The sequence below is a fragment of the Nonomuraea corallina genome, assembly GCF_027620315.1.
GTDB lineage: Bacteria > Actinomycetota > Actinomycetes > Streptosporangiales > Streptosporangiaceae > Nonomuraea > Nonomuraea corallina.
The window spans coordinates 44716-69305 of the sequence record NZ_JAPNNL010000012.1; the positions used below are offsets into that span (position 1 = coordinate 44716).

The 24590-nt window shown below is 71.4% G+C and carries 25 protein-coding genes; 19 read left to right on the forward strand and 6 right to left on the reverse strand.

Features of this window, described 5'->3' with window-relative positions:
- Positions 1-8: 8 nt before the first annotated feature.
- From OUY22_RS05335 to OUY22_RS05345, 3 genes are read left to right on the forward strand one after another with little or no spacing between them, the layout of a single operon-like run.
- Positions 9-926: a LysR family transcriptional regulator gene (locus tag OUY22_RS05335; protein ID WP_270153620.1), complete on the forward strand. Its 918-nt coding sequence runs from the start codon at positions 9-11 to the stop codon at positions 924-926.
- Positions 923-1780, forward strand: a complete 858-nt coding sequence (locus tag OUY22_RS05340; protein ID WP_270153621.1) for a serine hydrolase — start codon at positions 923-925, stop codon at positions 1778-1780. Before OUY22_RS05335 ends, OUY22_RS05340 begins: the two co-directional genes overlap by 4 nt.
- A 58-nt stretch (positions 1781-1838) precedes the next feature.
- The gene (locus OUY22_RS05345; RefSeq protein WP_270153622.1) at positions 1839-3824 is read left to right on the forward strand and encodes an acetoacetate--CoA ligase; all 1986 of its coding nucleotides are present in this window, start codon (positions 1839-1841) and stop codon (positions 3822-3824) included.
- A 24-nt stretch (positions 3825-3848) separates the two neighbouring features.
- Here OUY22_RS05345 and OUY22_RS05350 read toward each other — a convergent pair whose 3' ends face one another.
- Together OUY22_RS05350 and OUY22_RS05355 are read right to left on the reverse strand one after the other, a co-directional pair.
- Positions 3849-4457 (reverse strand): NADPH-dependent FMN reductase, encoded by a 609-nt coding sequence (locus OUY22_RS05350; protein WP_270153623.1) that lies wholly within the window; start codon positions 4455-4457, stop codon positions 3849-3851.
- Positions 4458-4468: 11 nt separating this feature from the next.
- The gene (locus OUY22_RS05355; protein WP_270153624.1) at positions 4469-5365 is read right to left on the reverse strand and encodes an NADP-dependent oxidoreductase; all 897 of its coding nucleotides are present in this window, start codon (positions 5363-5365) and stop codon (positions 4469-4471) included.
- A 107-nt stretch (positions 5366-5472) separates the two neighbouring features.
- On the opposite strand from OUY22_RS05355, the gene OUY22_RS05360 reads away from it, so the two are divergent.
- Both OUY22_RS05360 and OUY22_RS05365 read left to right on the forward strand, forming a co-directional pair.
- Complete coding sequence (locus OUY22_RS05360; protein WP_270153625.1) at positions 5473-6420, forward strand: AraC family transcriptional regulator; 948 nt, start codon at positions 5473-5475, stop codon at positions 6418-6420.
- A gap of 99 nt (positions 6421-6519) precedes the next feature.
- Positions 6520-7149, forward strand: coding sequence for a GNAT family N-acetyltransferase (locus tag OUY22_RS05365; protein ID WP_270153626.1), 630 nt, complete (start codon positions 6520-6522; stop codon positions 7147-7149).
- 3 nt (positions 7150-7152) lie between these two features.
- On the opposite strand, the gene OUY22_RS05370 is transcribed toward OUY22_RS05365, so the two are convergent.
- The 4 genes from OUY22_RS05370 to OUY22_RS05385 form a co-directional block, all read right to left on the reverse strand.
- Complete coding sequence (locus tag OUY22_RS05370; protein WP_270153627.1) at positions 7153-8634, reverse strand: NADH-quinone oxidoreductase subunit NuoF family protein; 1482 nt, start codon at positions 8632-8634, stop codon at positions 7153-7155.
- A gap of 28 nt (positions 8635-8662) precedes the next feature.
- Complete coding sequence (locus OUY22_RS05375; protein ID WP_270153628.1) at positions 8663-9442, reverse strand: hypothetical protein; 780 nt, start codon at positions 9440-9442, stop codon at positions 8663-8665.
- Positions 9443-9519: 77 nt separating this feature from the next.
- Positions 9520-10974, reverse strand: a complete 1455-nt coding sequence (locus OUY22_RS05380) for a DUF1996 domain-containing protein (protein WP_270153629.1) — start codon at positions 10972-10974, stop codon at positions 9520-9522.
- Positions 10971-11615 carry a DUF4142 domain-containing protein gene (locus OUY22_RS05385; RefSeq protein ID WP_270153630.1) on the reverse strand — a complete coding sequence of 215 codons (645 nt, stop codon included), beginning with the start codon at positions 11613-11615 and terminating at the stop codon, positions 10971-10973. Before OUY22_RS05385 ends, OUY22_RS05380 begins: the two co-directional genes overlap by 4 nt.
- Positions 11616-11723: 108 nt before the next feature.
- On the opposite strand from OUY22_RS05385, the gene OUY22_RS05390 reads away from it, so the two are divergent.
- The 14 genes from OUY22_RS05390 to OUY22_RS05455 all read left to right on the forward strand — a co-directional run bounded on the left by OUY22_RS05390 (position 11724) and on the right by OUY22_RS05455 (position 24590).
- Complete coding sequence (locus OUY22_RS05390; RefSeq protein ID WP_333486610.1) at positions 11724-12278, forward strand: sigma-70 family RNA polymerase sigma factor; 555 nt, start codon at positions 11724-11726, stop codon at positions 12276-12278.
- On the forward strand, positions 12278-12475 hold the full coding sequence (locus OUY22_RS05395) for a zf-HC2 domain-containing protein (protein ID WP_270153632.1): 198 nt from the start codon (positions 12278-12280) through the stop codon (positions 12473-12475). Before OUY22_RS05390 ends, OUY22_RS05395 begins: the two co-directional genes overlap by 1 nt.
- 79 nt (positions 12476-12554) lie before the next feature.
- On the forward strand, positions 12555-13361 hold the full coding sequence (locus OUY22_RS05400) for a tryptophan 2,3-dioxygenase (RefSeq protein WP_270153633.1): 807 nt from the start codon (positions 12555-12557) through the stop codon (positions 13359-13361).
- A gap of 39 nt (positions 13362-13400) precedes the next feature.
- Positions 13401-18272 (forward strand): NAD-glutamate dehydrogenase, encoded by a 4872-nt coding sequence (locus tag OUY22_RS05405; protein ID WP_270153634.1) that lies wholly within the window; start codon positions 13401-13403, stop codon positions 18270-18272.
- Positions 18273-18507: 235 nt separating this feature from the next.
- Complete coding sequence (locus tag OUY22_RS05410; protein WP_270153635.1) at positions 18508-19080, forward strand: hypothetical protein; 573 nt, start codon at positions 18508-18510, stop codon at positions 19078-19080.
- A complete protein-coding gene (locus tag OUY22_RS05415; protein ID WP_270153636.1) occupies positions 19077-20444 on the forward strand; it encodes an SRPBCC family protein in 1368 nt (455 codons plus the stop codon). The genes OUY22_RS05410 and OUY22_RS05415 overlap by 4 nt, the downstream gene beginning before the upstream one ends.
- A gap of 56 nt (positions 20445-20500) precedes the next feature.
- On the forward strand, positions 20501-20989 hold the full coding sequence (gene gvpJ, locus OUY22_RS36990; RefSeq protein ID WP_270153637.1) for a gas vesicle protein GvpJ: 489 nt from the start codon (positions 20501-20503) through the stop codon (positions 20987-20989).
- On the forward strand, positions 20989-21786 hold the full coding sequence (locus OUY22_RS05425) for a GvpL/GvpF family gas vesicle protein (protein ID WP_270153638.1): 798 nt from the start codon (positions 20989-20991) through the stop codon (positions 21784-21786). Before gvpJ (OUY22_RS36990) ends, OUY22_RS05425 begins: the two co-directional genes overlap by 1 nt.
- A 341-nt stretch (positions 21787-22127) precedes the next feature.
- Positions 22128-22352 (forward strand): gas vesicle protein GvpG, encoded by a 225-nt coding sequence (locus OUY22_RS05430; RefSeq protein ID WP_270153639.1) that lies wholly within the window; start codon positions 22128-22130, stop codon positions 22350-22352.
- 46 nt (positions 22353-22398) lie between these two features.
- Positions 22399-22755, forward strand: a complete 357-nt coding sequence (gene gvpO, locus OUY22_RS05435) for a gas vesicle protein GvpO (RefSeq protein ID WP_270153640.1) — start codon at positions 22399-22401, stop codon at positions 22753-22755.
- The gene (gene gvpJ / locus OUY22_RS05440) at positions 22752-23141 is read left to right on the forward strand and encodes a gas vesicle protein GvpJ (RefSeq protein WP_408638113.1); all 390 of its coding nucleotides are present in this window, start codon (positions 22752-22754) and stop codon (positions 23139-23141) included. Before gvpO ends, gvpJ (OUY22_RS05440) begins: the two co-directional genes overlap by 4 nt.
- Positions 23131-24069 (forward strand): GvpL/GvpF family gas vesicle protein, encoded by a 939-nt coding sequence (locus tag OUY22_RS05445; RefSeq protein ID WP_270153641.1) that lies wholly within the window; start codon positions 23131-23133, stop codon positions 24067-24069. The genes gvpJ (OUY22_RS05440) and OUY22_RS05445 overlap by 11 nt, the downstream gene beginning before the upstream one ends.
- Positions 24056-24343 (forward strand): gas vesicle protein GvpJ, encoded by a 288-nt coding sequence (gvpJ, locus tag OUY22_RS05450; RefSeq protein ID WP_270153643.1) that lies wholly within the window; start codon positions 24056-24058, stop codon positions 24341-24343. The genes OUY22_RS05445 and gvpJ (OUY22_RS05450) overlap by 14 nt, the downstream gene beginning before the upstream one ends.
- Positions 24279-24590 carry a gas vesicle protein K gene (locus tag OUY22_RS05455; protein ID WP_270153644.1) on the forward strand — a complete coding sequence of 104 codons (312 nt, stop codon included), beginning with the start codon at positions 24279-24281 and terminating at the stop codon, positions 24588-24590. The genes gvpJ (OUY22_RS05450) and OUY22_RS05455 overlap by 65 nt, the downstream gene beginning before the upstream one ends.

Below are 24590 nucleotides of genomic sequence, written 5' to 3' on the forward strand. Positions count from 1 at the left end.
GGCTGGCCATGGACCTGGTCCGCCATCTCCGCTACTTCACCGTCGTCGCGGAGGAACTCCACTTCGGCAACGCCGCCATCCGCCTCGGCATGGCCCAGCCGCCCCTCAGCCAGCGCATCAAGCGCCTGGAGGAGGAACTGGGCGTGCGGCTGTTCGACCGCGGCGGACGCCAGGTCCGGCTGACCGAGGCGGGGCGGCTCCTGCTCGGCGAGGCCAGGGAGATCGTGGCCAGGGTCGACCGGCTGCACGAGCTGGCCCGGCACGGCGCGGGCACCGCGCTGAAGGTCGGGGTCCCGCCCGACCTCGCCGCCGCCGTGATCGCCGCGCTGGTCGAGGGCTTCCGCGCGACCAGCCCCGAGGTACGGCTGACCCCGGTGGAGAGCTGGACGGCCGACCAGGTGACGGCGCTGACCGGCGGCACGCTCGATGTGGGCCTGGTGCGCCACCCGGTGAACGCCCCGGGGCTGGGCTTCGGCCCGCTGCTGGTGCAGCCGCAGGGCGTGCTGCTGGCGGCGGGCGACCCGCTGGCCCGCGCGGGCGAGCTGCACCTGGCCGACCTGGGCGGGCGCGAGCTGCTGATGCCGCCCAGGGAGGGCGAGCCGGGCATGCACGCCGAGACGCTGACCGAGTGCCGCCGCCACGGCTACGTGCCCGGCCAGGTGCACGAGGGCGCCGGGCTGGGGCTGGTGCTGGCCGGGATGGCGGTGGCGTTCGCGCCCAGGGCCGACCTGCCGGGCCTGACGTGGCGGCCGCTGCTAGGCTCGCCCATCGCCTATCGCGTCTCCACGGCCTGGCGGACCGAGACGGCGGCGGTCAAGGGCTTCTCCGCGCTGGCCGTACGGATTCTGAAGGAGCGGGCCGGGATGACGGACGAGGCGGCGGCCCCCGTGCGGCGGGTCAGCCGGAGGCCGGGGATGCTGGCATGACCGGGCCGGCGTTCGCGGAGCTGTTCCGGGTGGCGGGGGTGACCGGCTGGCTGTCCGCCGTCGACCTCGACACCGGGCGGGAGGTCGGCCACGGCGCGGACGAGCGGCTCCCGATAGCGTCGATGTTCAAGGTGGCGCTGCTGGTCGAGCTCTGCCGGCAGGCCGACGCGGGGCTGCTCGACCTGGCGACCCGGGTGACCGTCACCTCCGACGACCGGGTCCCCGGCCCCACCGGGCTGTCGGCCATGTCCGACGACGTCACCATGTCGCTGCGCGACCTGGCCTACCTGATGATCGCGGTGAGCGACAACACCGCCGCGGACGTGCTGCTGTCCAGGGTCGGCATGGACGAGGTCAACGCCATGCTGGAAGGCTTCGGGTTCGAGGTCACCCGCGTGCTGATGACCGCGGGCGAGAGCAACGCGAGCATGGCCGAGGACACCGGCCACGGCTGGCCGTACCTCGACCAGGAGGACCTGGACAAGATGCGGGTCCTCGACCCCGCCCGCACCAATCGCGGCACGCCGCGCGAGCTGGCGCGCCTGTTCGGGCTGATCTGGCGCGACGAGGCCGCCGCCCCCGAGTCCTGCGCGTGGATGCGCGCCGTGCTCAACCTCCAGGTCTGGCCGCACCGGCTGGCCTCCGGGTTCCCGTACGACGACGTGGCGGTCAGCGGGAAGACCGGGACGCTGCCGACGATCCGCGGCGAGGCGGGCGTGGTCGAGTATCCCGACGGCGGCCGGTACGCGGTGGCGGTCATCACCCGGTCCGTCAGCGCCGCACTCAACCACCCGCGCGCTGACGCGGTGATCGGCACGGCCGCGCATATGGCGGTGGACCACCTCAGGCGCTAGCAGGTTATGGGGGAGGGCGGGTGTGACTTCCGCCCGAGCTGCCGACAGGATGGGGCACATGGTTGCTGAAGGTGCACTTCTCTGGGAACCGGCCGACGAGATCGTGGCCCGGGCCGCGTTGACCCGTTATCTGGAATGGCTGGGCCGCCCGGGCGCGGCGTACGAAGAGGTGTGGCAGTGGTCGGTCGACCACCCGGCGGAGTTCTGGACGTCGATCTGGGACCACTTCGGCGTGGTCGGCAAGCGTGGTGACGGGCCCGTCATCACTGGGACGATGCCGGACGCCGAATGGTTCACCGGATCCACGGTGAATTACGCGGAGAACGCCCTGCGGCGCGACGTCGGCACCGCGGTGGTGTTCGTCTCCGAGGACGGCGCGCGTCAGGAGATCTCGTACGCGGAGCTGCGCGAGGAGGTCGCCCGGGTCCGCGCCGGCCTGGTGCGGCTGGGGGTCGGGCGCGGCGACCGGGTGGCGGCCTACCTGCCGAACATCCCGCAGGCGCTGATCGCGTTCCTGGCGACCGCCTCGCTCGGGGCGATCTGGTCGGCCGCCTCGCCCGACTTCGGGGTGCCGAGCGTGGTCGACCGGTTCAAGCAGATCGAGCCCACGGTGCTGATCGCGGTCGACGGCTACCGCTACAACGGCAAGGCCTTCGACCGGTCGGCCGCGGTCAACGAGATCGCCGGAGGACTGCCCAGCCTGCGCGCCACCGTGTGGATCCCGTACCTCTCGGCCGCGGAGGAGGGCCGGCCGCCGCAGCGCGGCGAGCCCGCGCCGCCGGTCACGCGCGAGGTCCCGCCCGAGGTCCCGCCCGAGGTCCCGCCCGGCGAGGTGCTCGGCTGGGAGGGGCTGCGCGCCGAGGAGGGGCCGCTGGAGTTCGAGCCGGTGCCGTTCGGCCACCCGCTGTGGATCCTCTACTCCAGCGGCACCACCGGGCTGCCCAAGCCGATCGTGCACGGCCACGGCGGCGTCGTGCTGGAGCACCTGAAGTCGCTCTCCTTCCACCAGGACCTGGGCGAGGGCGATGTGTTCTTCTGGTACACCACGACCGGCTGGATGATGTGGAACTACCTCGTCGGCGCCCTGCTGGTGGGGGCCACCGCGGTGCTCTACGACGGCTCGGCCGCCCACCCGTCGCCCGCCGCGCTGTGGCGGATCGCCGCCTCCGAGGGGGTGACCTACTTCGGGGTGGGCGCTCCGTACCTGATGGCGTCGATGAAGGCCGGGATCGTCCCAGAAGGGCTGGAGCGGCTGCGCGGGGTCGGCTCGACCGGGTCGCCGCTGCCGCCGGAGGGGTTCGCCTGGGTGGCCGAGCGGCTGCCCGGGGTGCCGGTCGGGTCGTTCTCCGGCGGCACCGACGTCTGCACCGGGTTCGTCGGCGCCACCGTGCTCCACCCGATCAGGGCCGGGGTCATCCCGTGCCGGTCGCTGGGGGCGAAGGTGGAGTCCTTCGATCCCGCCGGGCGGCCGGTCGTCGGCGAGGTCGGCGAGCTGGTGATCACCGAGCCGATGCCGTCCATGCCGGTCATGTTCTGGAACGACCCCGGCGGCGAGCGCTACCGGGAGAGCTACTTCGACGTCTACCCCGGCGTCTGGCGTCACGGCGACTGGATCAAGCTGAACGACGACGGCAGCTGCGTCATCTACGGCCGCTCCGACTCCACGCTGAACCGCGGCGGAGTCCGGATGGGCACCAGCGAGTTCTACCGGGTCGTGGAGCGGTTCGAGGAGGTGGCCGACAGCCTCGTCATCGACACCGGCCAGCTGGGCCAGGAGGGGCGGCTGCTGCTGTACGTGACGCTCGCCGAAGGGGCCGACCTGACCCCCGAGGTGGAGCGGGCGATCCGTGTGGCGCTGCGCGAGGAGCTGTCGCCCCGGCACGTGCCGGACGAGATCCACGCCGTGCCCGGCATCCCGCGCACGCTGTCGGGGAAGAAGCTCGAGGTGCCGGTACGCAAGATGCTGCTCGGCACCCCCGTCGAACAGGCGGCCAACCCCGACGCCATGGCCAACCCCGAGGTGCTGCGCTACTTCACCCCCTGACCGGGCTTCACCCCTGAGCGGGCTTCACCCCTGAGCGGGCACCCTGAGTGGGCACCCTGAGTGGGCACCCTGAGTGGGCACCCTGAGTGGGCGCAGCGCCGTCGCCCAGGAGACGAGCTGGTCGAGCATGACCGTGAGCCGTTCCTCGTGCAGCGGGGCCGGCCGGAGCACGGTGAAGTCCTCGAAGTCGGCGTAGAGCGACAGCGTGACCTGGGCGGCCACGTCGGCGACCTTGAGCTGGCCGAGCACCTGCCGCAGGTGCTCGGCCGCGCGGGCGCCGCCGTCGACGCCGTAGCTGACGAAGGCCGCAGCCTTGTCGGACCACTCGGCGAACAGGAAGTCGATGGCGTTCTTCAGCGCCCCCGAGGTCGAGTGGTTGTACTCGGGGGTGACGAAGACGAACCCGTCGAAGGAGGAGATCCGCTCCGACCACGCGGCGGTGTGCTCGCGCGTGTACTGCCCCGCGGCGGCGGGCAGCGGCTCGTCCAGGTGCGGCAGCGCGAAGTCCGCCAGGTCGACGAGCTCGTACTCGGCGTCGCCGCGTTTGACGGCCAGGTCCTGCACCCAGCGGGCGACGTCCTCGCCGACCCGGCCGGGCCTGGTGCTGCCGATGACGATGCCAATTCTGATCATGAACAGGCCCCTCAGAGAGTGATGACGATCTTGCCGCGGGTCTGACCGGCCTCGGCCCTGCGGTGCAGGGCCGCCAGCGCGGTGAGCGCGTGGGTCTCGGCGATCTCGACGACGAGCTCGCCCCGGTCGATCAGCGCCGCCATCGCGGCGAGCTGGGCGGCATCGCTCCGGCCGACGAAATGACGGGCGTTCGGGGCGTCGATCGGCGTGGCGGCGGTGATGACCAGGTCGCCGAGCAGGGCCAGCGCCGCCGCCTCGGCCTCCGGCACGGCCGCCAGGTTGAGCACCACGTCCATGCCGCCGGGCAGCGGTTCCGTCGTGTAGTCGACGATCGCGTCCGCGCCCAGCCGGGCCACCGCCTCGCGGCTGCGCGGGCTCGCCGTGGCGATCACGTTCGCGCCCGCCCGCTTGGCGAGCTGCACGGCGAACAGGCCGATCCCGCCGCCCGCGCCGTTGACCAGCACCCGCTGCCCCGCCCGGACCCGGGCCTCCTCGTGCACCGCCTGCCAGGCGGTCAGCCCGGCCACGGGGATCGCGGCGGCGTGGGCCAGCGGGATGGCGGCCGGCGCCGCCGCCAGCTCGTGCTCGGGCGCCACCGCGTACGCGGCGGCGCTCCCGCTGACCAGGCCGAACACCGCGTCGCCGGGAGCCCAGCGGGTGACGCCCTGGCCGGTCTCGGCGACGGTTCCCGCCAGGTCCCAGCCGAGCGTGTGCGGGAGCGTCACGTCGAGCAGGTCCTTCAGGAACCCCGCCCGCAGGCCCACCTCCGACGGGTTGAACGAGGTGGCCGCCATCCGGACGAGGACCTCGCCGGGTCCCGGTGAGGGTATCGGGACGTCGTCGAAGCGGATCACGTCGGCGTCGCCGTACTCGTGGATGCGCGCGGCGCGCATCAGGGTCGTGGGCACAGGGCCTCCTTATTCGCTGGCAGCAACGCTAGGAGAGCCGGCCGCGCGATCCAATGTGCCGGTGTCTGGTTTTCATACGCGATCGTCTTGATGGCTAGACTCGGCGCGTGGACGTTCTCAGCGATGTGATCGCCGGCATGCGGATCGGGCTGCCTCACTCGGTCCGCGTCGCCTGGAGCGCGCCCTGGGGGCAGCGTTTCCCCGCGATGCAGGGCTCCGCCGGGTTCCAGGTGATCCTCCAGGGCTCCTGCTGGCTGCTCCCCGACGCGGGCGAGCCGATCCAGCTCCACGTCGGCGACGTGCTCTTCGTCCCGCACGGCCACGGCTACGCGCTGGCCGACTCGCCGTCCACCGACCTCGCCGACAGCCACTGCGAGCCCGACCGGGAGGCCGGGCTGTTCGCCTCCGCCTCGGCGGGCGGGTCCGGCGCGGTCACGGTGACGCTCAGCGGCGGCTACCGGCTCGACCAGACCCGCGGCCACCCGATCCTGCGCGAGCTGCCGGACCTGATCCACCTGCCCGCGCGCCTGGGGCAGCAGCGGGAGCTGCGCGCGGCCGTCGACCTGCTCGCCGCCGAGATCGCCGACCCGAAGCTGGGCGCGGACACCGTCGTGGCGTCCCTGCTCGACACCCTGCTCCTCTACATCCTGCGCGCCTACCTGGACCTCGACTCCGGGCGCTGCGCGATCGGCCGCTGGGCCGCCGCCCTGGCCGACCCCGGCATCAGCGCGGCGCTTGAGGCCGTCCACGGCGACCCCGCCCACCCGTGGACGGTCGCCTCGCTCGCCGACCTGGCCGGGCTCTCCCGGGCCGCGTTCGCCCGCCGCTTCGCCCTGCTGGTGGGCCGGCCGCCGCTCGGCTACCTGACGTGGTGGCGGCTCAGCACCGCCTCGCGGCTGCTGCGCACGACGGACGCGCCGCTCAGCGAGGTGGCCCACCGGGTCGGCTACGGCTCGGAGTACGCCTTCGCCAACGCGTTCAAGCGCGAGTTCGGCACGCCTCCGGGCAGGTTCCGTCGCCAGACCTGTTCGCTGGCGCCGGCTCCCGCCGGTTGAGAGCCATCATGAGGGACGGCGGACAGGGTTTTCTCGGTTTATTGACAGTACTGAGAAAGTGTTCTCTCGTATCGCCTATTGGTGGAAATATGAAGAAGTATGCGCAATTGGCCGTTTTTTCGACTTTCCATCACCACGCCGCGCCTCGAACTCCGCTACCCCTCGCTTGAGGACCTGGACGAGCTCGCGGACCGGGCGGTCGAAGGCATCCACGAAGCCGGCGTCATGCCGTTCGTGTTCCCCTGGTCCGAGGCGGCCCCGGCCGAGCGGGCCCGCAGCACCGTCCAGTACCACTTCCGCCAGTGGGGCGAGCTGTCCCCGGCCAGGTGGTCGCTCGACTTCGTGGTGGTCTTCGAAGGCCAGGTCGTCGGCATGCAGGAGCTGTCGGCCCAGGACTTCACCGTCCTGCGCGAGGTGGCCTCGGGCTCCTGGCTGGGCCTGCGCTTCCAGGGCAGGGGCATAGGCACCGAGATGCGCTCAGCCGTGCTCCACCTGGCCTTCGCCGGCCTGGGCGCCGCGTACGCGACGACCGGGGCGTTCGAGGACAACCACTCCTCGATCGCGGTGACCAGGAAACTCGGCTACCACGAGGACGGCATCGCCCTGCACCGGCGGCAGGGCGGGCCGGCCGTCACCCGCAACTTCCGCCTGCCCCGCGACGACTGGGCCCCGGTGGAGGGGATCGAGATCCACCACCTGGGCCCGTGCCTCCCGCTGCTCGGCCTCTGACGCTCACCCGGCCTCGGCGACCCGGAGGGCCAGCGCCGGGCACATGTCCACCGCCCGGCGGGCCTCCTTGAACATCCAGCCGGGCACCGGCTGGAACGACGGGAACCCGTAGTCGTCCAGCGTCACGAACTCCGGCAGCAGGTGCGCGCAGAGCCCGTGTCCCTGGCAGCGGGTCCAGTCCACGTCCAGGCGGTACTCCGGCTCCTCCTCGCGCTCCGGCAGCGGCAGCACGCCGCGCACCGGCCGCCCGCACGAGCCGTGCTCCAGGTGCAGCGCGACGTCCTCCTCGAACGCGTCCAGCGACGACAGCACGAACCTGGCCGTGCCGTCCGGGTGGAAGCAGGCCCCCCGCCGCTCCACCGCGCGCACCGAGCGGCGCACCGCGTCGATCGAGCCCGTGCCGTCGGTCAGCGCCGTCAGGCCCCTGGCCACGTCCGGCAGGCCGAGCCGGCACGGGCCGCACTGCCCGGACGACTGGGCCGCGAGGTACGCGGCCACCCGGGCCGCCTCGCCGACCGGGCACGTCGACTCGCCCAGCGGCACCACGATGCCGGCCCCCAGGCTGCCGCCCGCCTGCTTCATCCCCTCGCGGGAGACGATGGCGGACATGGCCGTACGGGAGTCCAGCCAGGCGCCGTGGTAGCCGCCGATCAGCACGCCGTCGCCGACCTCCGCCTCGCACACGTCGAGCACGTCGATCAGCCGGGTGCCGGTCGGGACCTCCACCACCGCCGGGTTCGCGGCGCCGCCGCTCACCGTCAGCAGCACGGTCCCGGGCTCCCGGGTGGTGCCCACCTTCGCGTACTGCTCGGGGCCGAGCTCGGCCAGCACCGCGAGCTGCGCGTACGTCTCGGTGTTCGACAGCAGCGTGGGCAGGCCGTCCACGCCGCTGGTGCTGGCCCGCCGCTTCCTGCCGGGCGGCACCGGCTCCAGGCCGTTGACGGCGCGCACCAGCGCGCCGCCCTCGCCGGAGATGAACCGCTCCCGCAGGCCGACGACGCGGATCCCGATGCGGCTCTCGGCGGCGCCCGCCACGTTGGCGGCGCGCCGCTCGGCCACGGCGGCGGTGATCGACGCCTCGGCCACCTCGCCCGCCACGGTGGCGACCACCACCTCGCGGGCGTTCAGCGCCTCCGCCGCCAGCACCGCGCCGTCCAGCACCAGGTGCGGGTTGCGGACCAGCAGCATCGCGTCCTTGGAACTGGCGGGCTCCCCCTCGGCCCCGTTCACCAGGACCACGCACTCGCCCGAGCGGGCGGCGTCGGCGACCGCCCGCAGCTTGCGTGCGAACGGGAACGCCGCGCCGCCGCGCCCGCGCATGTCCACCTCCTCCACCTGCGCGATGATGTCGTCGAGCGTGCGAGGCACCTGGTCGCCGTGGAGCGTGCGGTGCGCCGGCAGGTCCAGCCTCCTGGTGTGGTCGAGCCCGGCGGTGAGCCGGGCCGGTCCCAGCCGCAGCACGCGCGGCACGGAATGGGGGATCACGGATTCTCCTGGTCGATCACGGGCGGGGTCATCCCGCCTCCCGGTACTTCCGCCGGGCCTCGGCGAGGCTCACCGGCGCGTTGACCCCCGTGGGCACCTCGACGGGTGCGTCGCTGACCTCGGGCGCGTCGACCCACTCCGCCGTCTGCGGCGGCCGCAGCGCGGTGGCCAGCAGGCGGACGAGCAGCGCCGACGCGACGGCGGCCAGGCAGGCGATGTACGACCAGGAAACCCAGCTCTCCGCCCACCGGCCCGCGGTCAGCCCGTGCAGGATGGCGACCGGCCAGGCCACGTAGGCGGAGGCGTGCATCAGCCGCCACACCCACGGCCTGCCGGTCACCGCGAACCTCCCCCGTACGATCCCTGTGATCACGACCACGACCATCGCGTCGAAGGCGATCGTCCCGAAGCCGATCCAGATGCCGGCGACGGGGATCACGGCGGCGATCGGCGGGACGTGCAGCAGCGAGATCATGAGCGCTACGTGCGTGAGCAGGAACGCCGTCCCGGCGAACGCGGCGGCCCGGTGCGCGAGCTGCGCGCGGACCCGGTTCGCCGGGGACAGGAAGACGCGTTCGGTGGTGAGCAGCCCCAGGGCGACCGTCGCTGTCAGGGACACCAGCGCCAGCACACCCGCGTAGTACTCGAGGAAGCCCACCCCTCGGCCGAGCATCTCCATGCCGCGGTCCGTCAGTGTCAGAGCGAAGACCGACAGAAGGACCGCGGCGATCGACGTGCTCGCCCCGAGCCGGATGTTCCTGGTGTCCAGCCGGGTCGGGGCGTGCCGGGGGTGTCGTCTGTGGAGCATTCATTCCCTCCAAGGTCGGATGAGGGTGCGACTCGGGAGGGCCTACTCGGCCTCGTTGCCGTTCCCGGGGACGGAGGTCAGCAACGGCGGCCTCGGTTGATGCAGTTGACTACGGTGGACATGAGCCGCTCCGGCATCACGTTCACGAAGTCGCCGTGGTCGGTGACCGGGTTGTGCAACTGCTCGGGGAAGGCGTCGAGGGCGAACGAGGGACCTCGCGGCACCGAGTAGGCGAGCGTCATCCGCAGCTGCGGGATCGGCTGGGTGCCCTGCGGGCAGGCGCCGCCCTGGTCGGGGAAGACGACGTGCGTGCGGTGGTTGGCGCTGTCGGTGTTCTGGCCGTCCCAGCAGCTCGGGAAGTCCAGGATGCGCAGCACCTGGCTGCCGCGCGGGCACAGCGGGTACTTGTCCGGGCTGACCCGGTTGGTGAAGCCGCTGCAGGACCAGCCGGCGCGGGCGTTGGCCGGGCCGTTGGTCGCCGCCTTGGCGTCACCGGTGATGAGCCGCAGGAAGCGCGGCATCGCCACGACCCGCGCGGTCGCGTTGCCGCGGAACTGCAGGATCACCGCCCGTGGACGGAGCACCTGGCCGACGTTGCGATCCGGGTCCTCGACGTTCTCGTCGACCAGGCGGTTGCGCACGACCGGCCAGAAGTACGTCGACTTGTCGCCCAGACGGCACGTGGTGTCCGCGGCTTCCAGGCTCTCGTCGGTCGAGAAGGCGTCTGCCGACAGGTTGCCCACGTAGTCGTGCAGGTGGTGTGCTCCATTGCGCACTCCGGGAGCGACGATGAAGTTGTCCGGGTTGTTGTGGCCCTCGCCGTTCGTGCCGCAGCGGGAGACGAACGTGCCGCGGGAGCCGCCGCGGCCGATGCGGGCGTCGAGCCGCCTCGCCGGGATCTGCCTGATGTCCACGAAGTCGCTGACGAACGGGCCGATGTCGTCGCAGTCGCTCCCGTTCCCGGTGGGCGAGGGCGAGGGCGAGGGCGACGCGCTGCCCGAAGGCCGCCGGCTCGGTGTGGGACGGTTCCTGAAGCGGTCGCCGTCGCGCCGGCCGAAGGTCTCGGCCGACGCCTCGGGGTCCGCCTCGGGGTCCGCCTCCTGGTTCGCCTCGGGGTCCGCCACGGGGTCACGGACCAGTGCGCCGCCCTGGTTCTGGCTCTGCCCGTTCTGGTCCTGCCCGTTCTGGTCCTGCTGGTCCTGTTGGGCCCCCTGGTCCTGGTCCTGCCGGCCGTCCTGGTTCTGGTTCTCCTGGTCCTGCTGGGCGCCCTGGTCCTGGTCCTGCTCCTGGTCCCGGTTCCCCTGATCCTGCGGGGCCTCGTCCTGTTGCTGAGGCTGGTCCTGGGGCTGGTCCTGGGGCTGGTCCTCGGGCTGTTCCCGCTCCTGCTGCTGCCCCTGCTGCGGGGGACGCTGTTCGGTGATCTCGCAGTCGGCGAAGGCGGGCTGGGCGCCGCCGACGACCGCCGCGGACACCAGCCCGCCGGCCACCACCGCTAAGGCAGACATGGCCGCGGCCATGCGTCTGGATCTCATGGTTGTCTCCTCGGGTCGACCGCCGCTGGGGCGGGTGCTGCGGGTGAGGGCGTCGGCGGTTCCGGCAGTTCGTCGTAGTTGACCAGTCCGGTGGACTCCAGCAGCGTCATGTGCCGCATGACCACGGTCACGGCCGTCCCGGCGAACTTCCTGATCACGGCGTTGCGCGTGCCCGCCCTCACGTTCGCCACCACGGCGAACACCTTGCCGTGCGCCGCACGCAGCAGCCTGGCGAAGTCCCGGTCGAACGCCGGACCGGTCTCGGAGGCCAGCTGCGCCATCCACCGTTGCTGGTCCGGGCTCGGCCGGTCGGGCAGCGGCACGTCGAGCTGCGCCGCCACCCGCCGTACCTGGGCGTCGAGTTTCGTGTGGTCCTCCACGAGATGCGCCCCGACATCCTTGACCCGCGCGGAGTCCGCGCGGACCTGCGCCCACTGGCCGACGGGGATCTCCCAGAGGCCCGCTTGCCGCACCTTGACGAGGAAGTCGCGGTCCGCGGGCCCGAGCGGGCCCGAGGACGTCTGCGTCACCTCGGTGAGCACGGCCGTGTTCGCCTGCGGCATGACCAGGAGGATCGTGACCGCTGCCGCGAGCGCGAAGCCGCCGAACATCACTACTTCGCCACGCAAAAGCCTGTGCATGGTGGGAGGTACGCGGCCTTATCACGGCCGGTTCACCCATCCTGAGGAATAGTCAGAAATGACCGGAGTTATCGGAGTGGCTACCGGACTGATAACGAAGGTGTAAAGATGTGCCCCGTGCTAGGTCACCTCGACGGCAGGTTCGAGAGTGCTGATGCCGAGGCGGAGCACCGCATCGCGGTGCTGTACCAGGAGTTCGGCGGCCCTCTACTGCGCCACGTACGCAAGTCGACTGGTAACGATCTGCAATGGGCTGAGGACGTAGTGCAGGAGACGCTCGTCCGAGCCTGGCGCAACTCGGCCAGACTGCAATGGGAACCGGGCCTCCTCTGGGCGTGGCTGCTCACGGTGGCCCGCCGCATTGTCATTGACGGTCGTCGGCGGAAGAGCGTTCGACCCCATGAGGTCGAGCCTCCGGAAGTCGACATGATGGCGGTGCCCGACGGCTCCGAGAGAGCGCTGTCCGCGATCGTCGTGGCGGACGCTCTGCGCAGCCTGTCGGACGAACACCGCGAAGTTATTGAGCAGACCTACCTACGGGACCGTACGATAAGTGAAGCGGCGGAGATTCTGGGGATCCCGCCGGGCACGGTGAAGTCCCGGCTCTACTACGGCATCCGGGCTCTCCGCGAACTTCTGCGGGACAAGGGGGTAGCCGGCTGATGCATGACGGGGTGGCCGCCTACGTCCTCGGTGTGCTCGATGATTCGGAGCACGAGGCGTTCGAACGCCACCTCGACGTGTGTGAGCAGTGCCAGGCCGAGCTCCTGGAGCTCTCCGAAGTGCCGGAGAAGCTCGACGAGCTCAAGCAGGCGCCCTCCGCATCAGAGGACGACCCGCCGATGTCGATGTCACGTTGACGTCTTTGCCCTTTTCGGGTGATATCGGTACGGCGAGGCGTTCGCCCGGCTTTCACCGGGGATGTGGGGGAGGTGTGCGGTGGGCATCGACGATGATGCGACCGTCCCTCGCGACAGGCAGTTCGGTGAGGAGGGCCGCCGGGTTTCCTACGGCGGCTATCTCCGCTTGCCGGCCCTGCTCGCGCAGCAGCAGCCGCAGTCGGAAGCGCCCGACGAGCTGCTGTTCATCACCGTTCACCAGGTCTACGAGCTCTGGTTCAAACTGCTGCTGCACGAGCTGGAGAACGTCCGCGACGCGATGTTCGCCGGTGAGCTGTGGCAGGCCAGGCATCTGTTCCGGCGCGTCCACGCGGTCGAACGGGTGCTGGTCGGGCAGGTCGAGGTCCTGGAGACGATGACGCCCCAGGACTTCCTGGCCTTCCGGGCCAAGCTCGCGCCGGCCAGCGGCTTCCAGTCCGTGCAGTTCCGCGAGCTGGAGTTCCTGTCCGGGGTGAAGGACGAACGCTACCTCGACCGGCTCAAGGACGCCGGTGACGAGGAACGCCTGCGGCTGCGCCGCCGCCTCGGCGAGCCCACCCTCTGGGACGCGTACGTCGCCGCGCTGTCCCGGCGGGGGCTGCCGGTCTCCGGCGAGGAGGAGATCAGGGAGTCGCTGCTGACCGTCGCCAGGGACCGCCGGTCCCACGACGATCTGTGGCAGCTGGCCGAGGATCTGCTCACCCACGACGAGACCACCGCCCTGTGGCGGATGCGGCACGTCCAGATGGTGGAGCGGCAGATCGGCACCAAGTCGGGCACTGGCGGCTCGACGGGTGCCCCTTATCTGCGCAGTCGTACTCAAATGCACTACTTCCCGCTGTTGTGGGAACTCAGAGCCTGGCTGTGAATGCGCCAGGCGAACCCTCACAAAGGAGTGAGAGCGAAGATGCCGCTCGACGAGGCCAAGGATGAGCTGCTCCAGAAAGCCGCGCGACAGTGCGCGGTGGGCGGCGACCATGTGAGCCCCGAGGAGGCACTGTCCTTCCTGCGCGTCTACTACCGGCACGTGGCCCCGGAAGACCTGCTCGACCGCAATCCGGTGGACGTGTACGGTCCGGCGATGTCGCAGCGGCAGCTGGCCGAGACGCGCCCGCAGGGCAGGCCGGTCGTCCGGGCCTTCACCCCCACCCTCGACGAGAACGGCTGGGACCCCGGCCACTCCGTGATCGAGGTGGTCACCGACGACATGCCGTTCCTGGTCGACTCGGTCACGATGGAGCTCGACCGGCACGGCATCGGCGTCCACCTCGTGGTCCACCCGCAGATCCGGGTCCGGCGCGACATGACCGGCAGGATGCTCGGCGGCGGCGACGAGGACGTCACCGGGCAGATCCTGGCCGAGTCGTGGATGCACATCGAGATCGACCGCCTGTCCGACGCCGAAAGGCTGAAGGACCTGGAGAGCGACCTGCTGCGGGTGCTCACCGACGTGCGCCACGCGGTCGAGGACTTCCGCAAGATGCGCGCGCTGGCCGTGCAGACCGCGGAGGACCTGTCGGTCAACCCGCCGCCGCTGCCGCCCGCCGAGGTGGAGGACAGTCTCGAGCTGCTGCGCTGGCTCGCCGACGGGCACTTCACGTTCCTCGGCTACCGCGAGTACCGGCTGGAGAGCGGCGAGGAGGGCGAGACGCTGCGCGCCCTGCCGGGAGCAGCCCTCGGCATCCTGCGCGACGACAAGGTCCACTCCGACAGCTTCTCCTCGCTCCCCGCCGAGCTGCGCGCCAGGGCCCGCGAGAAGCAGCTGCTCATCATCACCAAGGCCAACTCCCGCGCCACCGTGCACCGCGCCGCCTACCTGGACTACATCGGCGTCAAGCTCTTCTCGCCCGAGGGCGAGGTCATCGGCGAGCGCCGCTTCCTCGGCCTGTTCACGCACGTCGCGTACAGCGAGTCGATCTCCCGCATCCCGGTGCTGCGCCGCAAGCTGGCGGCGGTGATCGAGGCCGCCGGCCTGACCCCGGAGAGCCACGACGGCAAGGACCTCATCGAGATCCTGGAGACCTTCCCCCGCGACGAGCTGTTCCAGACCTCGGTCGAGCAGCTGCTGCCGATCGCGCTCGGCGTGCTGCGGCTGCGCGAGCGCAAGCAGGTCAAGCTGTTCCTGCGGCGCGACGACTACGGCCGCTACATCTCCTGCCTGATCTACCTCCCGCGCGACCGCTACACCACCAAGGTCCGCCTCCAGATGCAGGACCTGCTGCTCAAGGCGCTGGGCGGCCACGGGCTCGACTACAGCGCGATGATCGGCGAATCCGCCCTGGCCCGGCTGCACGTGGTGATCCGCGGCGAGCGCGGCAAGCAGCTCCCCCCGCCCGGCGTCGACGTCGAGGAGCTGGAGGCGCGGCTGGCCGCGATCACCCGCTCCTGGGAGGACGACCTGGGCGCGGCCATCGCCGGGATGGTCTCCGACGAGGAGGCGCCGGAGCTGACCAGGCGCTACCACACCGCGTTCCCCGAGGCGTACAAGGCTGACTTCCCGCCCAAGGTAGCCGTGGTCGACCTGCGCCGGCTGGAGCAGCTCGACGGCGCGGGCGACGACCGGATCGACCTCAACCTGTACGAGCCGTACGACGCGGCCGAAGGGGAGCGGCGGCTCAAGATCTACCGGCTCGGGTCGCCCATCTCGCTGTCGAAGATGCTGCCGCTGCTGCAGCGGCTCGGGGTCGAGGTGGTCGACGAGCGCCCGTACGAGGTCGACAGGGACAACAACCCCGCCACCAAGAACGCCTGGATCTACGACTTCGGGCTGCGCTACACGCCGTCGCCCGAGGTCGAGCGGGACGACTTCAAGCAGCTCTTCCAGGACGGGCTGATGGCGCTCTGGCACGGGGTGGTCCCGGCCGACGACTTCAACGCGCTCATCCTCAAGGCCGGGCTGACCTCGCAGCAGGTCGAGATCCTGCGGGTGTACGCCAAGTACCTGCACCAGGCCGGCAGCGCCTTCTCCCAGCGCTACATCGAGCAGGTCCTGCTCGCCAACGTGCGGCTGTCCCGGCTGCTGGTACGGCTCTTCGAGGCCAGGCTGAACCCGCGCCGCCCCGACGAGTCGCGCGAGGACCTGACGGGGGCGCTGAAGGAGGAGATCCTGGGGGCGCTGGACGAGGTGGCCTCGCTGGACCAGGACCGGATCCTGCGCGCCTACCTGGAGATGATCGAGGCGACCCTCCGGACGAACTACTTCCAGCGCGTCGACGGCGCACGCAAGCCGTACATCTCGCTGAAGTTCGACCCGCAGGCGATCAGCGTGCTGCCGCTGCCGCGGCCGAAGTACGAGATCTTCGTGTACTCACCCCGGGTCGAGGGCGTCCACCTGCGTTTCGGCAAGGTCGCCCGGGGCGGGCTGCGCTGGTCGGACCGGATGGAGGACTTCCGCACCGAGATCCTCGGCCTGGTCAAGGCCCAGATGGTGAAGAACACCGTCATCGTGCCCACGGGTTCCAAGGGCGGGTTCGTCGTCAAGCGCCTGCCCGAGTCCGCCTCCCGGGAGGAGGTGCTGGCCGAGGGCGTCGCGTGCTACCGGATGTTCATCTCCGGCCTGCTCGACCTCACCGACAACCTCGTCGACGGCGAGGTCGTGCCGCCGCCCGACACGGTCAGGCACGACGGCGACGACACGTACCTGGTGGTCGCCGCCGACAAGGGCACCGCGACGTTCTCCGACATCGCCAACGAGGTCGCCCGGGAGTACCGGTTCTGGCTCGGCGACGCGTTCGCCTCCGGCGGCTCCATCGGGTACGACCACAAGGCCATGGGCATCACCGCCCGCGGCGCCTGGGAGTCGGTCAAGTACCACTTCCGCACCATGGGCGTGGACGTGCAGACCACCGACTTCACCGTGGCCGGCATCGGCGACATGTCGGGCGACGTGTTCGGCAACGGCATGCTGCTGTCGCGGCACATCCGGCTCGTGGCCGCCTTCGACCACCGCCACATCTTCATCGACCCCACCCCCGACGCGGCCAGCTCTTACGCCGAGCGGCAGCGTCTGTTCGAGCTGCCGCGCAGCTCCTGGGCCGACTACGACACCTCCCTGATCTCCAAGGGCGGCGGCGTGTTCCCCCGCACCGCCAAGTCCGTCCAGCTCACCCCGCAGATCCGCGACGCGCTCGGCCTGCCGGGCGAGGTGGCCTCGCTGGCGCCCAACGACCTGATCAGCGCCATCCTGCGCGCGCCCGTCGACCTGCTGTGGAACGGCGGCATCGGCACCTACGTCAAGGCCGCGGCCGAGTCCCACGCCGACGTCGGCGACAAGGCCAACGACCCGGTCCGGGTCGACGCCGTGGACCTGCGCTGCAAGGTCGTCGGCGAGGGCGGCAACCTCGGCCTCACGCAGCTCGCCCGCATCGAGTTCGCGCTGAACGGCGGCCTCGTCAACACCGACTTCATCGACAACTCGGCCGGCGTCGACACCTCCGACCACGAGGTCAACATCAAGATCCTGCTCGACCAGGTCGTCCGCGACGGCGAGCTGACCGACAAACAGCGCAACCAGCTCTTCACCTCCATGACCGACGAGGTGGCCCAACTGGTGCTGCGCGACAACTACGCGCAGAACGTCGTCCTGGCCGCCGCCCGCGCCCAGGCCGTCGAGATGCTCCACATCCACGCCCGCTACCTGCGCCGCCTGGAACGCGACGGGCAGGTCAACCGCAAGCTGGAGTTCCTGCCCTCGGACAAGGCGCTCGCCGAGCGCCGCCAGGCCAGGCTCGGGCTGACCGCGCCCGAGTTCTCCGTGCTGCTCGCCTACACCAAGCTCGTCGCCGATGCCGAACTGCTCGGCACCGACCTCCCCGACGACCCGTACCTCGCGCCCCGGCTCGTCACGTACTTCCCGACGGCGCTGCGCGAGCGGTTCCGGCCGTACATGGACGCGCACCCGCTGCGGCGCGAGATCATCGTCACCGGCATCGTGAACGACCTGGTCAACTCCATGGGGACCACGTTCCTGTTCCGGGTACGGGAGGAGACCGGCGCCTCCATGCCCGACATCGTCCGCGCCTTCCTCGTCACCCGGGAGGTCTTCGACCTGGCCAGCTTCCACCGCATGGTGGAGTCGCTGGACAACGAGATCGACACCGCCACGCAGCTCGCCATGCTGCTGGAAGCCCGCAAACTCGGCGAGCGCGGCACCCGGTGGCTGCTCACCAACCGCCGCCCGCCGCTCGACCTGGCGGGCTCCGCCGGCTTCTTCGTCAAGGGCGTCAACGGCCTGCTCGGTCACCTGCCGAAGCTCCTCACCGGGCCGGACCTGGCCGCCTTCGAGGATCGGCGCGACTCCTTCGTGGCCCGGGGGGTGCCCGCCGACCTGGCCGAGCGGGTCGCCGCCATGGTGCCCGCCTACTCCACGTTCGACCTGGTCGAGATCTCCTCGCTCACCGAGCGCCCGGTCAACGAGGTCGCCGAGGTCTACTTCGACCTGGCGGACCGCCTCCAGCTGGCCCGTCTGAGGGAACGCATCATCGCCCTGCCCCGCGACAGCCGGTGGAACGCGATGGCCCGCGCCGCCCTGCGCGACGACCTCTACGCCGCCCACGCCGCGCTCACCCGCGACGTCCTGACCCACAGCGCCCCCGGGCTGCCTCCGGAGGAGCGGCTGGCCCGGTGGGTGGAGGCCAACTCGGCGGCGGTCCGGCGCAGCAGGCAGACGCTCTCCGAGATCTGGGAGAGCGACAACTTCGACCTGGCGACGCTGTCGGTGGCGCTGCGCGCCATCCGCACCCTGGTGTCCTCCACCAGCCTCCCGCATACGGAGGCGTGACCCAGGCGTCCGGGGCGGCACCCTTCAGGGGGTGCCGCCCTGACGCTTTCCCCTTCCGGCAGGCTTCCGCCGTCCCCGCACGTCAAGTCTGGTCCACTTTTTCCGATATATGGTCCTTTGTCCTTTTTCGGGGTAGGGCACGCCGCGGCGAGCAGGCGCTGCCACGTTCAGGTCTGTCCGCCGGTACGGCACCAGTACGGGGCGAGATGGGAGTGAACCGGAAGGAGCGCTGATCATGTCGGACAAATTGCAGGTGGCCTTCGCCGTACTCGCCGGCTACTTCCTCGGAAGACGCCGCAAGCTCCGCACGGCGGCGGCGCTGGCGGCGGCAGGGCTGGCGGGACGGGCGAGCTGCGGTGAGGGCGGACCGCTCGCGCAGGGCGTCAAGGCTCTCGGCTCCACCACGGAGGTCCAGCAGCTCACCGACCGCCTTCGCGGCGAACTCGTGGAGATCGGCAAGCAGGCCGTCGTCACCGCGGCGACCAGGCAGATCGACTCCCTGAGCGAGAGACTGCAGGAACGCGCGTCAGGCCGTCGCGGCGCCCAGGCCGAGCAGGAGGAGCCCGGCGGCGAAGAGGACTACGAGGAAGAGGGCGCCGAAGAGGGCGCCGAAGAGGGCACCGAGGAAGAGGGCACCGAGGAAGAGAGCGCTGAGGAAGAGGGCGCCGAGGAAGAGGGCGCCGAGAAGGCGGCCGAGCGACCGGCGCGGCCCAGGAGAAGGCCGGTGCGAACCGAGGAGCGGCCCGAGCGCGGTAAGACACAGCGGCGAACGCGTACCGCCCGGCAGGCCGCCCAGTCACGGGGGTGACTGAAGTGACGGAGACGGTGACGAAGACGGCGACCGGAGCCGTCCGCAAAGCAGGAGGCAAGGCGGCGAAGACGGCCCGCGACACCGGCGAGGCCGCGACGCGAACGGCTCAGGACCGGGCGGAGGACGTCGCCGGCAAGGCGGGCGAGGCCGGCAAGGGAGTCGCCGGCAACCGACCGATGAGCCGGCTGGCGCAGTCCGCTCAAGGGCTGGCGCAGGCAGCGGGGGCACGCGTGCTGTCCTCCGTCGGGGACAAGGTCGACGGCCTGACCGGCCGGCTCACCGACTACGTGGAACACGGCGGCAAGGGGTTGGTGAGCGCGGTGACAGGCTCCGACAAACCGAGCGGCGGTTTCCTGGGCGGGGCCCTGAAAGGAGGGCTCAAGGGCGTGATGCAGAAGGTCACTGGCGGTGGTGGCGGCAAAGGCGGCGGCGGCAGAGGCCACGAGAAGGTCACCAACATCGTGGAGGAGCTCGACATCGGAGCGCCCCGGCGGCTGGTGTACGACCAGTGGACCCAGTTCCAGGACTTCCCGACGTTCATGAAGAAGGTCGAGACGATCAAGCAGGACGCGGACGAGGAGCTTTCCTGGAAGGCCCAGGTGTTCATGTCCCACCGGAGCTGGAAGGCGCACATCGTCGAGCAGGTCCCCGACCAGCGGATCATCTGGCGCTCGGAGGGCGAGAAGGGCCGCGTCGACGGCGCGGTGACCTTCCACGAGCTCACACCTGACCTGACCCGGGTGCTCGTGGTGCTGGAGTACCACCCGCAGGGCCTGTTCGAACGGACCGGCAACCTGTGGCGCGCGCAAGGGCGTCGGGTGCGGCTGGAGCTCAAGCACTTCCGGCGGCACGTGATGTCCCACGTCCTGCTGAATCCCGACGAGCTGGAGGGCTGGCGCGGCGAGATCCGCGACAGCGAGGTCGTCAAGGATCAGGAGGCCGCACTCAAGGAGGAACAGGGCGAAGAAGGCCCGGAGGAAGAGGAGCCCGAAGAGAGCGAGACAGCGGAAGCGGAAGAGCCCGAGGACGAGGAGGAAGCCGAAGAAGAGCCCGAGGAGGAGGAAGAGGAGCCCGAGGAGGAAGAAGAGCCTGCTGGAGAGGAAGCCGTAGCCGAGGAGGAGGAACCCGAGGAAGAGGAAGAAGCCGAGGAGGAGCCCGAGGCGGCGGCGCCGGAGGAGGAGGAAGGACCCGAGGCGGCGGCATCCGAAGAGGGCGAGGAAGCCGAGCCCGAGGAGGCCGAAGAGGAAGAGGAGCCTGCGGAGAAGCCGGCCCCGGCCACCGCGCGGCATCGGGCCGGAACGCGCAGACGCCCGGCCGAGATCGAGCGGCCCGTTCGCCGGCGTAAGGTCCGAGCCCAGTGACCACCCGTCAGGGCCGGCCGTGAAGGGGGCGGTCGGCCGGTATCAGGGGGGATGACATGAGCGTGCAGACTGCCAGTCGCGGCACGGCGGCGAGCGGCGGCGGCGGAGGCACCGACCTGGCGGACGTCATCGACACCATTCTCGACAAGGGGCTGGTCATCGACGCCTTCGTCCGGGTCTCGCTCGTCGGCATCGAGGTGCTGACCATCGACAGCCGGATCGTCGTGGCCAGCGTCGACACCTATCTGCGCTTCGCGGAGGCGGCCAACCGGCTCGACCTCTCGTCCACGCAGAAGGACCTGCCGGAGGTCGTCCAGGGCATGACCCAGGGCAAGGCCGTCGAGCAGGGGCGAGGAGCGGCCGGGGGAGAGCTGGAAGCCGCCGGCGGGTCCGACGCCGAGGACGGAGACGTTCAAGACGGAGACGTTCGGGACCAAGACCGTCGGGACCAAGACGTTCGGGACCAAGACGTTCGGGACCAAGACGAGGAGTTCGCCGAGGTGGAGAGGCGGCCGCGCAAGGCCCGTCGCGGAAAGGAGGGCTGATGTCGCCACGCAGGAGGGCTCCCGGGCGCGAGGACACCTCGGCAGTGCGGGAGCCGCACGACAACGCGGCGTACGTGTACGGGATCGTCCCCGTGGACGTCGAGGTCGAGCCCGGGACCGACGGGGTGGGGGAGCCCGCCGGACAGGTGCGCCTGGTGTCCTACGACCAGGTCGCCGCCCTGGTCAGCGACGTCGAGACGGATCGCCCGCTGGGCCGCCCGCAAGACCTTCGGACGCACCAGCGACTGCTCGACCGGGCCGCGGCGGAGGTGCCGGTGCTGCCGTTCCGGTTCGGGGCGGTGCTGACGGACTCCGACGCCGTGGTGGAGGAGCTGCTGAAGCCGTACCACGACGCGTTCGTCGACGCCCTCCACGACGTGGAGGGCCGGACGCAGTACGTCGTCAACGCCAGGTACGACGAGCGGGCGATCCTCGGCGAGGTGCTGCGGGCCAACGACGAGGCCGCGATGCTCCGGGAGCGGATCGCCGGCCGCCCGGAGGGGGCGACGCGCAACGAGCGGATGCGGCTGGGAGAGATCATCGAGCACTCGATCGAGGAGGAACGCGAGGAGGACACCGCGACGGTGGTCGAGGACCTGGAGGACCGGTGCGAACAACTGGTCGTGCGCGACCCCGGCCACGAGCGCGACGCCGCCCACGTGGCCGCGCTGGTGGACCGGGACCGGCAGGCCGAGTTCGAGCAGGCCGTGGACGAACTGGCCCGCGATTGGTCGGGCCGGGCCGAGGTGCGCCTGCTCGGCCCGATGGCGCCGTACGACTTCGTCGGCACGTCCTGACCGCAGACCAGCCACGTCGGACCGGCCGCGTACAGGCCAGCCACGTCCTGACGGCCGATCGGGGCACGTCTGCACCAGCCACGTCCTGACCGCGGATCAGGCACGTCTGCACCAGCCACGTCCTGACCGCGGATCAGGCACGTCTGCACCAGCCACGTCCTGACCGCGGATCAGGCACGTCCTGACCGTAGGCCAGGCGCGTCCTGACCGCGGACCGGGCACCTCCTGACTGGAGGACCGGCTTGCTCTGACCGTGGACCGGCGACGCTCCGACCGTTGACCAGGCACGTCGTGATCGCGGGCCACGGCCGGGTGCGTGATGGAGGAAGGAGTGAACGACGTTGGGATTGGGGACGCTGCTGTTTGGCTGGCCGCTCCTGCCGCTCTACTCGATCGTCAAGATGGGCGAACTCGTGAGAGACCAGGTGGAGCGGGAGCTGCACGATCCGGCCGTGGTCCGGCGCCGCCTGGAGGAGGTGGAGCAGGCCAGAGCCGCCGGCGCCATCTCCGAGGAGGAGGAGGCCCGGGCGATGGACGAGATCCTGCAGGGGATGATCGGCTGGTGAGGCGCTAGCGGGGGGCCGCGCCAGGGGGGATACGGGGGGTGATCACGTGCATGCGAGGCAGGGAACCGAGCGCAAGCACGCGTCAGGCGGAGACAGAGCGGACGGCGGGGGCGGCGAGCGCCCGCGTTCGGAGGATCTCCCGGCCGCCGCGGTGGCCGACGTGGGGCTGCGGGTGGTGACCGAGCTGACCGGCAGGGAGGCAGAGGGCGTCACGCGGGTGGAGCCGTCGGACGACGGGTGGCTGGTGGGCGTGGAGGTCGTGGAGGACCGTCGCATCCCGTCCTCGGGTGACACCCTGGCCTTGTACGAACTCGACCTCGACCTGGACGGCGAGCTGCTGTCCTACCACCGGGTGCGCCGCTACAAGCGGAGCAGCGGCGACCCCGGCGAGGCCTCGCGGTGAGCGCCTCCACGCGGTCCGGCCCGTACGTCCCGGGTGCCTCGGCGCAGTCGTCCTACGGTGGCGGCCGCGACTCGGCCAACCTCGGCGACATCCTGGAACGGGTGCTCGACCGGGGAGTCGTGATCGCCGGTGACATCCAGGTGAACCTGCTCGACATCGAGCTGCTCACGATCAAACTGCGTCTGCTCATCGCCTCGGTCGACACGGCCCGCGAGATGGGCATCGACTGGTGGGAGCACGACCCGTGGCTCACCGGTGAGACCCAGCAACTGGCGAAGCAGAACCGCAAGCTGCGCCGCCGCATCGCGGCACTGGAGGAGATCGTCGCCACGCGGGCGGAGGGCGTCCGCGCTCACGAGCCCGAGGCGGTCGAGCGTGGCCGCTGACCAGGGCGTCTACCTGTACGCGGTGACCCGTGACGAGGGTGAGGAGCCTGACGGCCTGGAAGGCGTCGTCGGCGCCCCGGTGGGTCGTCTGGCGCACCGGGGTCTGGCCGCCGTCCTGAGCCCGGTGTCGCTCCGGGAGTTCGGCGAGGAGGCGCTGCGGCGCTCGATGGAGGACCTCGCCTGGCTGGAGGAGACGGCGCGGGCCCATCACCGGGTGGTGGAGGCCGTCGCCCGCCTGAGACCCGCGGCCCCGGTCCGGCTGGTCACCGTCTACACGGGGGAGGCGCAGGTACGGGAGCTGCTCGACGAACGGCACGACGCCTTCGACGCGGTGCTGCGCCGGCTGTCGGGCCGATGGGAATGGGGCGTGAAGGCCTACGCCGTCCCGGCCGCAGCCGAGCAGCACCCCGCCTCAGCCGAGCAGCACCCCACCGAGCGCCCCACCGAGCGCCCCACCGAGCGCCCCACCGAGCGCCCCGCCGAGGACCCCGCCGAGCGCCCCGCCGAGGGCTCTGCGGGACGTCCCGTCGAGCGTTCCGGAAGGGCGGCCGCCGGGGCGGGGGCCGGTTCGGGGGGTGGGGCGCCGGGCGCGGCCTATCTGAACCGCCGCCGGGCGGCCCTGCGCGGGCGGGAGGCGGACTGGCGCCGGGCCGCCGAGCACGCCCAGGCCGTGCACGAGGCGCTGATGGGCGTCGCCGTCGACGGCAGACGCCACCGGGCCCAGGACCCGCAGCTGTCGGGACGCCGCGAGCAGATGGTGCTCAACGGCGCCTACCTGGTGGACGAGGGGCGCGCCGCCGAGTTCACGCGGGTGGTCGAGGAGGTCGCCGGGCGGGGCGTCGCCGTGGAGCTGGTCGGCCCGTGGGCGCCGTACTCCTTCGCCGCGCTCGATCATGACGGTGAGGCGGCGTGCGGTGACGGGTCCTGAGCCGAGAGGGGGCCGGCTCGCCGCCGAGGGCTACCTGCCCGAGCAGCGGGTGGCGCTCGTCGACCTGCTGGACCGTCTGCTGACCGGCGGGGTGGTCGTGACGGGTGACGTGGTGCTGTCCATTTCCGGCCTCGACCTCGTACGGATCTCCCTGAGGGCGTTGCTGGTGTCCGTGCGGGAGGACGACGCGATCGAAGGAGGGATGCGACATGACGGAGTGGACCGACCGGCAGGCGGTGCGACGTGGGGAGTGGCGGCTGGAGACGGACGCTGACTCCGTGCAGCGGGACCTGAGCCGCCTGGTGCTGACGCTGGTGGAGCTGATCCGCCAGCTGGTGGAGCGTCAGTGTGTGCGGCGGATGGACCGGGGCGAGCTGACCGGGGAGCAGCTGGAGGCGGTGGGGCTGACCCTGATGCGGCTGGAGGAGGCCATGGCCGAGCTGTGTGAGCGCTTCGGTCTGTCGCCCTCCGACCTCAACCTCGATCTCGGGCCGCTCGGCACCCTGCTCCCGGCGGACTGA